At 73.2% G+C, this 10,005-nt stretch carries 10 protein-coding genes and 1 pseudogene; 5 read left to right on the top strand and 6 right to left on the bottom strand.

Going from position 1 to position 10,005, the window contains the following annotated elements; genetic code table 11:
- Positions 1 to 950: sulfatase (locus tag SD626R_RS05440; RefSeq protein WP_141651422.1), on the bottom strand; the 950-nt coding region annotated here is incomplete at its 3' end.
- A gap of 275 nt (positions 951 to 1,225) precedes the next feature.
- Here SD626R_RS05440 and SD626R_RS05445 point away from each other — a divergent pair.
- The 3 genes from SD626R_RS05445 to SD626R_RS05455 all read left to right on the top strand — a co-directional run bounded on the left by SD626R_RS05445 (position 1,226) and on the right by SD626R_RS05455 (position 2,995).
- Complete coding sequence (locus SD626R_RS05445) at positions 1,226 to 2,182, top strand: alpha/beta fold hydrolase (RefSeq protein ID WP_092564562.1); 957 nt, start codon at positions 1,226 to 1,228, stop codon at positions 2,180 to 2,182.
- 67 nt (positions 2,183 to 2,249) lie between these two features.
- Positions 2,250 to 2,576: a cupin domain-containing protein gene (locus SD626R_RS05450; protein ID WP_092564564.1), complete on the top strand. Its 327-nt coding sequence runs from the start codon at positions 2,250 to 2,252 to the stop codon at positions 2,574 to 2,576.
- The gene (locus tag SD626R_RS05455) at positions 2,576 to 2,995 is read left to right on the top strand and encodes a rhodanese-like domain-containing protein (RefSeq protein ID WP_092564566.1); all 420 of its coding nucleotides are present in this window, start codon (positions 2,576 to 2,578) and stop codon (positions 2,993 to 2,995) included. Before SD626R_RS05450 ends, SD626R_RS05455 begins: the two co-directional genes overlap by 1 nt.
- On the opposite strand, the gene SD626R_RS05460 is transcribed toward SD626R_RS05455, so the two are convergent.
- The 4 genes from SD626R_RS05460 to SD626R_RS05475 all read right to left on the bottom strand — a co-directional run bounded on the left by SD626R_RS05460 (position 2,996) and on the right by SD626R_RS05475 (position 8,240).
- Positions 2,996 to 5,197: a hypothetical protein gene (locus tag SD626R_RS05460; RefSeq protein WP_092564568.1), complete on the bottom strand. Its 2,202-nt coding sequence runs from the start codon at positions 5,195 to 5,197 to the stop codon at positions 2,996 to 2,998.
- Between the two features lie 87 nt (positions 5,198 to 5,284).
- A complete protein-coding gene (locus SD626R_RS05465) occupies positions 5,285 to 6,193 on the bottom strand; it encodes a Vms1/Ankzf1 family peptidyl-tRNA hydrolase (protein WP_092564570.1) in 909 nt (302 codons plus the stop codon).
- 458 nt (positions 6,194 to 6,651) lie between these two features.
- Positions 6,652 to 6,996: a DUF5802 family protein gene (locus SD626R_RS05470; protein WP_092564572.1), complete on the bottom strand. Its 345-nt coding sequence runs from the start codon at positions 6,994 to 6,996 to the stop codon at positions 6,652 to 6,654.
- 110 nt (positions 6,997 to 7,106) lie between these two features.
- Positions 7,107 to 8,240: an NADP-dependent phosphogluconate dehydrogenase gene (locus tag SD626R_RS05475; protein ID WP_342766119.1), complete on the bottom strand. Its 1,134-nt coding sequence runs from the start codon at positions 8,238 to 8,240 to the stop codon at positions 7,107 to 7,109.
- Here SD626R_RS05475 and SD626R_RS05480 point away from each other — a divergent pair.
- On the top strand, positions 8,166 to 8,642 hold the full coding sequence (locus tag SD626R_RS05480; RefSeq protein WP_092564578.1) for a cupin domain-containing protein: 477 nt from the start codon (positions 8,166 to 8,168) through the stop codon (positions 8,640 to 8,642). The two genes, SD626R_RS05475 and SD626R_RS05480, sit on opposite strands and share 75 nt — an antisense overlap.
- A gap of 122 nt (positions 8,643 to 8,764) precedes the next feature.
- Positions 8,765 to 9,511 (top strand): helix-turn-helix domain-containing protein, encoded by a 747-nt coding sequence (locus SD626R_RS05485; RefSeq protein ID WP_092564580.1) that lies wholly within the window; start codon positions 8,765 to 8,767, stop codon positions 9,509 to 9,511.
- A gap of 62 nt (positions 9,512 to 9,573) precedes the next feature.
- Here SD626R_RS05485 and SD626R_RS05490 read toward each other — a convergent pair.
- Positions 9,574 to 10,005, bottom strand: a pseudogene (locus SD626R_RS05490) (glycine dehydrogenase subunit 2); the annotation flags it as partial.

Raw genomic sequence — 10,005 nt, forward strand, 5'->3', positions numbered from 1 at the left:
GCGAGGTGGCCGTGCTCCTGGAACTCCTCGCCGTGGTCGCCCGCGACGACGATCGCGGTCTCGTCGGCGACGCCGGCCGCCTCCAGCGCGTCGAGCACGCGACCGACGCTGTCGTCGACCTGCTTGACGGTCGCCTGGTACAGCGTCCGGAGTTCGCGGAGGGTCCGTTCGCCGACCTCCAGCCCGAGGCTCGTGCGGGTGTGCGCGTGGAGCATTCGGTGGGTCCCGACCAGTCCGTCGGACACCTCGCGGATGTACCGAGGCGCCGGGACGTACGGCGTGTGCGTGTCCATGTAATGGGTCCACAGGAAGAACGGGCCGTCCGTCTCGTCGATGAACTCGGTGGCGGCGTCCTCGACGTCGAACATCCGCGAGGCGTCGAGGAACGGGCGCTCGTCGCTCTCCCCGCGGAGCTTGGAGCCGAGCCGGCGGAACGGGGAGGCGAACAGCTGGATCCACGCCTCGACCGTCGGGTGCGCGGCGAGGTACCGGCTGTACCGGCTCGACCCGACGCTGGTGACGAACGGCTCGAACTCGTCGAACCCCTCGGGATACCCCCAGTGAGACGTGAGAAACCCGTTGGCGGCGTTGAACCCGCCGGTCGCGATCCCCGCCTCGGAGAGGACCGAGGCGAGCGTCCGGGAGTCCGTGACGCCGATGTCGCCGTTCCGGGCGAACACCGGCTCCGACGCGAGGACGGAGGGGAACGAGAAGGGCGTCCAGTTCCCGGTCGCGAACGCCCGGTCGAAGACGGTCCCGTCGTCGGCGAGGTCGGCGAGCACCGGCGAGATCCGGTCGGCGTCGTACGGCGCGACCGCGTCGGCCCGCAGCGAGTCGATCGTGACGAGGACGACGTTCGAGACCTCTCGCTCCGCGTCGGCCGGCGGCGATTGGGTCGGGGCGGACGAGTCCGAGACGGTCTCGTCCGAGGGTGACGTGTCCGGTGCCATGTTATGCGGTCGGTGTCCCCGGCGTCACGACGCCGCGGAACGGCTCCTCCGGTCGCGCCGCGGCCTCTCGGCGGTCCGATCGGGGCGCAGGTCGCCGTCGAGGCGGCGAGCCGACGGCCGGCCCGGGCCTCGTCGAGCCGCGCGTCGGCAACACGAGTATACCCCAGAGAGCGCCTGCCAGCGGCTTGAGGATTTCGATCTCGGAGACGGCGGATGCGTGGGCTCGGAGATCGCGGGAGCGTAGCTATTTGCCCCGGGCGCGCGAAGGGAGACGCATGAGCGACGCGACGACCGAGGCGGTCCGCGGCGTCGACGCCCTCGACGCCGACGTCCCGGACGACGAGATCCCCGAGTCGGTGCCGGGCGAGTCGCGGGCGGCCGAGACCAACGGCGTCCGGCTCCACGTCGTCGAGGCGGGCCCCACGGACGGGAAGCTGCTCGTCCTGCTCCACGGCTTCCCCGAGTTCTGGTACGGCTGGCACGAGGCGATCGCGACGCTCGCCGACGCGGGCTACCGCGTCGTGGTCCCCGACCAGCGCGGGTACAACTGCTCCGAGAAGCCGCCGCGCGTGAGCGACTACCGCATCGGCGAGCTCGCCCGCGACGTCGTCGGCGTGATCGACGCGTACGACCGGGAGACCGCCGCCGTCGCCGGTCACGACTGGGGGGCGGCGGTGGGGTGGTGGCTCGCGCTCCACCACGACGACCGCGTCTCGGAGTTCGTCGCGGTCAACGTCCCGCACCCGACCGTCTTCGAGGAGACGCTCCGGACCTCGTGGGACCAGCGCCTCAAGAGCTGGTATATGCTCGCGTTCCAGCTCCCGAAGCTCCCCGAGGCCGTCGCCAGCGCGGGGAACTGGCGACTGGCCGTCCGCGGGCTCTGCGACTCCAGTAACCCCGGCACGTTCAGCGACGAGGACATCCGGCGCTATCGCCGCGCGTGGAACCGCGAGGGCGCCTTCGAGGCGATGGTGAACTGGTACCGGGCGATCGTCCGGGACCGCCCTGAGCCCGAACGCACCCGCGTCGAGGTTCCGACGCTGGTGATCTGGGGCGCGAAGGACCGGTTCCTCACCAAGCGGATGGCCGGTCGGAGCGTAGACCACTGCGCGGACGGCCGGCTGTTGAGCCTCGACGCCGCGACGCACTGGGTAGTCCACGAGGAGCCGCACCGCGTCGCGGAGGCGATCGCCGACCACGCCGACCCACTCCCGCCGGGCGCGCGAGAGTAGCCCCGCCGCGGCCGTCGATCCCGGCACCGCCACGAGCCTTTTGTATCGACGGCGACGACCGTTCGGCATGACGCTCGACAGATACGCCGACGCCGTCGACGACCTCGACCCCGCGCCGGGCGAGGTGGAGACCGCAGAGCTCGTCGTCACCGACGACGTGCTCGTCAAGGCGTTCGCCCTCGGTCCGGGCGCCGCCGTCGACCCGCACGAGCACGCCGACGCGACCAACGTCTTCCACGTGATCGAGGGGGAGCCGACCGTCGTCAGAGAGGGGACCGAGGAGGCGCTCGCGGCGCCCGCGGTGGTCCCGAACGAGCGCGGCGCGGTCCACGGCGCCCGCAACGACGCGGACGAGCGAGCCGTGCTCACGGCGAGCCTCTGCCCCCTCCCCTGATGGACGGCGAGATCGACCCCGAGGAGCTGGCGGCGCTCCTCGGGGACGGGGACGGCGGCGGCGAAGCCGACGAGAGCGAGGACGACCTCCGGATCGTCGACATCCGCGACCGGCGGGCGTTCGATCGCGGCCACCTCCCCGGGAGCGAGTGCGTCCCGTTCCCGGAGCTGACGACCCGCGTCGAGGAGCTGGCGGGCGCCTCGCGGATCGTTACCGTCTGCCCGCACGGGATCGCCAGCCGGCAGGCGGCCCAGCTGATCGGGAGCTACGCCGGCGTCGGAGACGCGCGCGTCGAGAGCCTCCGCGGGGGGATAGAGGCGTGGGCCCGCGAGGGGGAACTGGAGGAGACGACGGGGGGAGACCGGGGTTCAGACGCGGGCGACGACGCCGCCGACGAGGGACCCGAGGCCCCGTTCTGATCAGGGCTCGCGGTCGCGTCGACCGAGTAGCCCGGCCGCGGCGACGAGCGCGATCGCGGCGGCGACCGGGCCGAGCCCCGGCGCGCCGTCGTCGGTCGCGCCGCCGACCGGACCGTCTCCTCCGACGGTGACGGTCGTCGACGCCTCGTCCGCCGGACCGGCGACGCTCACCGTCACCTCGCGGTCGACGCCGTCGGTCCCGCCGGACCCCACCGACTCCCCGAGCGTGACGTTCCGGGCGACCGTCGTCTCGCCGCCCGAATCGAGTCGGACGGGCGCCGTGGCGACCGTCTCGCCGTCGACCCGGAACGTCAGGTCGCCGCCGGCGGGGAGGGTCGCGTCGTTGCCGACGGTCGCGGTCACGCGCACCGAGTCGCCGGCGGTCACGCGGTCCGCGTCGGTCGAGACGCCGCGGACCGAGGGCGGTGCTGGCTCCGAGACGACGACCGACAGCCGCTCGCCCCCGATCCGGACGGCGTACTCGCCGGGCTCCGCGAAGGCGCGTTCGAGCGTCTCGGTAACGGCGTCGCCGGCGGCGACCGAGCCCGACCGGGAGTCGGCGGTCTCGCCGTCGACGGTCAGCGCGAGGTCGTACTCGCCCGCGGCCCCGCCGGTGTTGGCGACCTCGACGTCGAGCGCGAGCGTCTCGCCGGTGACGAGCTCGACCGGATCGCGGAGGACGGGGCGATCGCGGTACTCCCCAGTCGCGCGGACGCCGTCGGCAGCGATCGCGTAACCGACGCGCGCCGGCGTCTCGCCGAACGCCTCGGCGTGGGCCGCGCGGTCCCACGTCTCGGCCGTCTCCCGCGCGGTCGTCAGGCGCTCGGCCTCGGCGCGGACCGACGCCGCGGTCTCGGCGTCGGCACCCTCGGCCGCGGCCGCCTCGATCGCGTCGAGGACGCGCTCGTTGGTGACCGGCTCCCCGGCCGCGTTTAACTCGCGGAGGACCGTCGCGAGCGAGGCGCTCCCGTCCGTCGCGACCCGGAGCCGGCGGTCGATCTCTCCGGCGACGAGCGCGCCCTTGGTGTAGTCCGGGTTCCGCTCCCACGTCCCGGGGTCGGCGAGCACCGCCGAGGCGTCGGGGTCGCGCTCGCCGCGGGCCAGGGTCGCCTCGAACTCGTCGAAGTCGGCGGCGCCGCGCTCCAAGGCGAACAGCGCGGCGTAGTACGTCGCGCTCGCCTCGGTGATCCAGCGGCCGCTCGCCTCGGTCCGGTACGCCTGCCGCGTGTGGACGTACTCGTGCGTCCAGACGTCGTCGGCCGTGCCCGCCGGCTCCGCGTCGCGGACCCACAGGTCGGCGTCGCCGAGCTGGAGCCCGCGGACGCCCCACGAGACGCCGTCGGTGGGGGCGACGACCGCGAACACCATCTCGTCGCGCGCCCCCACCTGGAGCGCGCTCGACGCCGACTCGAAGGCGTCGAAGACCTCGTCGGGCGTCGCCTCCGCGTCGGCCGCCGCGGGGACGATCAGCCGGTAGCGCTGCCCCCCGGCCTCGCGGACGCGCTCCTCGTGGGGACCGAGAAACGCCATCGCCCGCGAGGCGGCCCCCTCGCCGTCGACGGCGTTCTCGCGCGTCAGCCGGACCTGGCCGTCGTACTGCCCGGTGTACGACCAGCTCGCGCTCGTCCGCGGGGTCCGGACCACCGACCACTCGCCGGTGTCGACGAACCGGTAGGTGCCGCGGGCGCCGAGCGGTCCCGTCTCCTCGACGGTGTCGTTGGCGTCCATCGCGTAGGTGAGCGACGGGGTCGCCGTCTCGCCGTCCCACTCCCAGACCGACTCGCCGGGAGCGGCGTCGTCGGCCCGCTCGAACCCGTCCGGCTCGATCGCGGCGTCGTTCGCGTTGAGCAGGGTCACCCGGAACTCCGTGACCCGGTCGGGAATCTCTGCGCTCGTCGTCACGCCGACCGTTCCCGGTTCGTCGGTCAGGGACAGCTCGTTCCGCAGGCGGATCGCGTCGGAGTCGGCGACCTGGGTCGCGTCCGCGTCGGCGTCCGGACGCGCGTCCGCGTCCCGGTCATCGGGCGCGACCGGGACGCTCTCCCCCCGGTCGAGGGGCTCGGGGTTGACCGACCCGTGATAGGCGTGCTCCCCCGCGGCGTCCGCGCCCCCGGCGACGGGCGCGGCCGCGACGAGCAGGACCGCGGCGAACAGGCACGCGACGACGGATCGAACCGCGGGGCCCGAACCCGACCGTGTCATGGGTACAGTACCGCGCGTCGCGGTGATAGGCCTGTCCCCCGCGGCAGCGATGCTGGGAGGAGCGGACCGTCGAACCGGTGCGGGGCGTCAGATCGCGTGGATCCGGGCGGTCCAGAAGTCGCGGAAGGCGTCTTCGAGGGCGGCCGCCGGCTTTCCCGTCGCGTCCGAGACGTCGGTGACATCGGCGTGCTCGCGGGCCTCGCCGAGGACGCTCCGCTCGCCGACGACGATGACGCGGTCGATATCGTCCGCGTCGGCGACGGCCGCCAGTTCTCGGTTCGCCTTCTTCAGGTGGTCGTCGATCTGGCCCTCGCGCCGGCGCTCGAAGCGCCCCTGCGAGAAGCCGCCCTTCGAGTGGGCCTCCTTCACGTCCGAGGTGAACCCCTCGAAGGCGACGCGCTCGCCCGCCTCGTAGGTGCCGAGCGCGAACGTGTCCGAGCGGACCACCGCGAGGGCGAACCGGCCGGTCGGGCGGAACCACGCCTCCTCCAGCCGGAAGGAGTCGGCCCACCGGTCGAAGGGCGCGGGCTCGATCGGGGGCGCGATCGCCGCGCTCACGGCGCCCGAGTCGTCGGCGAGGACGACCGCTGGCGCGGCCCGCCGGACGAGCCGGGTGCGGTCGCCGAACCACTCCGACACGCTCGTCGGGACCGCGTCGTCGCTCGGGACGAACGCCGTGAGGAGCCCCTCGGGGTCGTCGCTCTCGACGGCCCGGAAGCGGTCCAGGACGTCCGACAGCCGCGGGCCGCGGGCGTCGCTCACGCGCCGGAACTCCACGGACGCCTCCTCGTCTTCTGCCCGGCTCAGGCGCTCCTCCAGCGACTCGATCCGATGTTCGAGCTCGTTGACGCGCTCCTCGGCGCGCTGGCGGTCGGCGACCGCGTCCGAGCGGCGCTCCTCCTCGGCCTCGGCGCGGCGTTCGAGGTGGCGCTTCTCCTCCTCTAACTCCGCGATCCTCTCCTTCAGCTCGGCGCGCCCGAGCAGCCTGTCGATCATACCCGAACGGCGACCCCCGGCGACCTAAAAGGTGCGTCTGTGGCGAGGCGAGCCCAAGTCCACACGTAGTCGATTGCGGCGGCGCGCGCCTCCGAGCGGCCGCCTCCGGCGGTCGCGAGGAGCGCGTGCGAGGGAGTCGCGAGCGAAGCGAGCGACGAGGCTGGGGAGGTGTGAGGTGCCGTGCGGTTGCTGTGCGGGGCGGGACTCAAAGGGGCAGCCGCGAGGGCAGCGGAGGCGACGAAAGCACTGGAAGGAGCGAACGAAGTGAGCGACTGAAGCGCGCAGCGAGCGTGCGCTGCCCTCGCGGCTGGGGCTTTGGAGCGGTTCAGCGTCGATCCGCTATCGATCGAGTATAATCGAGCGGCTGGATCTGTGGAGTGGATCAGCGTCGATCAGCGATCGGTTAACTGTAAAACAAAGGCGACACCGCCGCGAAAGTCGAAATCAGTATGCGAGTCTCACGCGTTCACGTGCGGCTCCCAGCCCTCCCAGCGCAGCAGCTTTTCCGCCCGATCCGCGTCCGCCAGCAGGACGTTCCGCCGGTCCGGAAGGCTCTCGTCGGCGATCTCGCGGGGGACGGCGAGCGTTCCGCTCGGCACATCGTCGTCGCCGGCGACGGGGATGTGCCCGCCCCCGACCTTCATCACGAGGGGCGCGTCGAGCCGCTCAACCCCCTCGCCGTCCGCGTAGAGCTGCTCGTTGACGTGCTCGTGGTCGGCCCGCCGGATGACGGCGCGCTCGCCGCCGTGGGGCTCGACGTACAGTTCCCCCAGGTAGTATCCGCTGGAAAATCGCTCGAACATGCTGTGCGTGGTATCCTCTACCACGATACTATATAAGCGTTGCCCGGAGGCCGATCGAAGTCGATAATCAGAAGAAGCGGCGGTCGATCGAGCGCGGAGGCCGCGACCCGCTACGCCCCGTCCGACCGCCGCGCGACCTCGTGGCGGCCGAACCCGTACCGGAGCCGGTTCGCGAGCCGCCGCGAGAAGCGACCCTCGTTGCGCGAGTCGAACCGCTCCGCGAGCGCCTGGTAGATGATCGGCACCGGGACCTCCTGTTCGAGCGCCTCCTCGACGGTCCACGTGCCCGTGGAGCCCCCGGCGACGTGGTCGGCCACGTCGCCCAGATCGGAGCCCTCCTCGCGGAACGCCTCCTCGCACAGCTCCAGCAGCCACGACCGGATGACGGCGCCGTTGTTCCACGTGCGCGCGACCGACTCGGTGTCGAGGTCGTACCGCCCGTCGGCGAGCAGCTCGAACCCCTCGCCGTACGCCTGCATCAGGGCGTACTCCACGCCGTTATGGACCATCTTCACGTAGTGGCCCGCCCCCGACTCGCCCATCCGATCGTGGCCGGCCGGCCCGGTCGCGACCGCGTCGAACACCGGGACCATCGCCTCGTAGGCCCACTCGGGACCGCCGATCATCAGCGAGAATCCCGCCTCGGCGCTGGCCGGGCCCCCGGACGTACCGCAGTCGAGGTAGGCCGCGTCCGTCTCCTCGGCGCGCCGGACCGACTCCTCGAAGTGAGAGTTCCCGCCGTCGACGACCACGTCGTCGGCGTCGAGGTGCGGCTCCAAGTCGGCGAGCGTGGCGTCGACCGCGTCGCCCGCGGGGACCATGAGCCAGATCCGCTTGCCGTCGCTCTCGTCCCCGCCCGCACCGTCAAGCCGCTCGCAGAGGTCCGCGATCGAATCCGCGGGCGTCGCGCCCGCCTCGGCCGCCGCGGCGGTCGCCTCCGCCGAGAGGTCGAACGCGACCACGTCGTGGCCCGCCGCCAGCGACCGGTCCGCGACGATCCGCCCCATCCGCCCGAGTCCGATGACGCCGAGTTCCATGCGCGAGGGGTGGCGACCGCCCGCCGTAGTGGTTCCGGTTCGGCGGCCGGCCGCGCCCCGGCCCGCCTCGGTCCGCGACGGCGCGGCTCGCGACCCCCGAACCGTTTTGTCCGCGCCCCGAGTGCCACGGCCATGGCACGCGTTAATCAGGAGGAGCTCGACTGGGCGGAGACCGACCGCGGCGAGACCCGGTTCCGTCGGAAGCAACTCGCCGAGGCGGCCGGCGGCGAGGGGATCGGCTGTAGCCTCTACGAGCTCCCCGCCGGGGCGAAGTCGTGGCCGTATCACTACCACACGGCCAACGAGGAGGCGATCTACGTCCTCGCGGGCGAGGCGACCCTCCGTCACGACGGCGAGACGCACGCGATCGAGGCGGGCGACTACGTCGCGTTCGCGGCCGACGCGTCCGGCGCGCACCGCGTCATCAACGAGGGCGACGAGCCGGTGCGGTACCTCGCGCTGTCGACGATGACCGAGCCGGACGTGACCGTCTACCCCGATTCGGAGACGTTCGGCGTCTACGTCGGGTCGCCGCCGGGCGGTCGAGAGGACCGCCCGCTGGAGGGGTACTACGAGACCGACGGTGACGTCGACTACTGGGAGATGTAAGCGTCGGTCGGCCGCCGTTTAATCCCGAAACGGATGAAGGGACAGCGGGAGGGAACGGGGCGCCGTAGCGTCTTCCAAATGCGCCGAGATCACTGTGGGACGGCGACCGCGAGGTGGAACCGATGAGTCGGACGCGACTGCGTCTCGATCTCCCGGCCGACTCCTGGCTCGGGGCGGTCTCGCGGTCGTTCCCGGACGCGACGCTCCGGGTGACGGGGACCGCGGCCGCCGACGACGGTGACGTCACCGCGCTGGCGGCGACGGGAGCCGACCGCGCCGGCGTCGTCGAGGGGCTCCGCGAACGCGACCGCGTCGACGACGTCGCGGTCGTCGACCGGCGGGCGGCGGAGACCGTCGTCCGCGTCACCGGGCCGCCCCCGTCATACGTGGCGGCCGCGCGGCGGGCCGGCGCCCCGGTCGAGCCTCCCGTCGAGGTCGCGGACGGCCGGGCGACGCTCGCGGTGGTCGGCGACCGCGAGCGGCTCTCCGCGTTCGGCCGGCGGCTCGCAGTCGCGGGCGCCACGGTCGAGTCGGCGGGCGGCGACGGACCGGAGCCGGTCCTCACCGAGGCCCAGCACGACCTCGTCCGCGCCGCGATCGAGGCGGGGTACTACGACACGCCGCGGCGGTGCACGCTGACGGAGCTGGCCGCCGACCGCGACATCGCCAAGTCGACCTGCAGCGAGACGCTCCACCGCGCCGAGGGGCGCGTGTTACGGCGGTTCGTCGAGGAGGAGTTCGGCGCCGACGCGTCCGTCGCCACCGACCGCGGGGCCTCCGGCGCGCCGGCCGACGAGTTCGACGACGGGGGCGAGGGAGACGCCGCCCGCGGCTCGGAGGCGACTGGGGTCCCGGCGACGGAACCGTAACCGGCGACGGCAGCGTCGGCCGGGGGCGGGATCGTAACCGAGGTGCGCGGGCCTCGCCCGCGCTACTCCCCGTCGAGCGCCTGCCACGAGAGCCGCGGGTTCCGCGCGGCGGAGACCTGGTCGATCCGGCTCGCGGCGGTCCGGTTCGGCGCCGCGTCGAGCGCCGCGTCGGTGTCGGCGTACGCGAGATTAAACGCCTCCGCGAGGTCGTCGAGCGACGACTGTCCCTCGATCTCGGTCGGCTCCGTCAGCATCGCCTCCGGGACCATCTCGGGCCACTTCGTCGTCGGCGGATGGACGCCGAAGTCGAGCATGCGCTTGGCGACGTCGGCGGCGTCGCGATCGCCCGCAGTCGCCGCGAACTCGTGGTGGAAGGGCCCGTGGGGCACGTCCAGATCGATCCGCTCGGCGAGGTAGTTCGCGTTCAGCACCGCCTTCGCGGCCGCGTCCGCGAGCCCCTCGTCGCCGAGGCGGGCGATGTACGCGTACGCCTT

Source organism: Halorubrum sp. SD626R (genome assembly GCF_001261915.1).
In the GTDB taxonomy this organism is placed as follows: Archaea; Halobacteriota; Halobacteria; order Halobacteriales; family Haloferacaceae; genus Halorubrum.

What these genes read in the sequence shown, in the direction of transcription:
- SD626R_RS05445 (WP_092564562.1), top strand. Translation starts at nt 1,226, where the DNA reads ATGAGCGACGCGACGACCGAGGCGGTCCGCGGCGTCGACGCCCTCGAC.
- SD626R_RS05450 (WP_092564564.1), top strand. Translation starts at nt 2,250, where the DNA reads ATGACGCTCGACAGATACGCCGACGCCGTCGACGACCTCGACCCCGCG.
- SD626R_RS05455 (WP_092564566.1), top strand. Translation starts at nt 2,576, where the DNA reads ATGGACGGCGAGATCGACCCCGAGGAGCTGGCGGCGCTCCTCGGGGAC.
- SD626R_RS05460 (WP_092564568.1), bottom strand. Translation starts at nt 5,197, where the DNA reads ATGACACGGTCGGGTTCGGGCCCCGCGGTTCGATCCGTCGTCGCGTGC.
- SD626R_RS05465 (WP_092564570.1), bottom strand. Translation starts at nt 6,193, where the DNA reads ATGATCGACAGGCTGCTCGGGCGCGCCGAGCTGAAGGAGAGGATCGCG.
- SD626R_RS05470 (WP_092564572.1), bottom strand. Translation starts at nt 6,996, where the DNA reads ATGTTCGAGCGATTTTCCAGCGGATACTACCTGGGGGAACTGTACGTC.
- SD626R_RS05480 (WP_092564578.1), top strand. Translation starts at nt 8,166, where the DNA reads ATGGCACGCGTTAATCAGGAGGAGCTCGACTGGGCGGAGACCGACCGC.
- SD626R_RS05485 (WP_092564580.1), top strand. Translation starts at nt 8,765, where the DNA reads ATGAGTCGGACGCGACTGCGTCTCGATCTCCCGGCCGACTCCTGGCTC.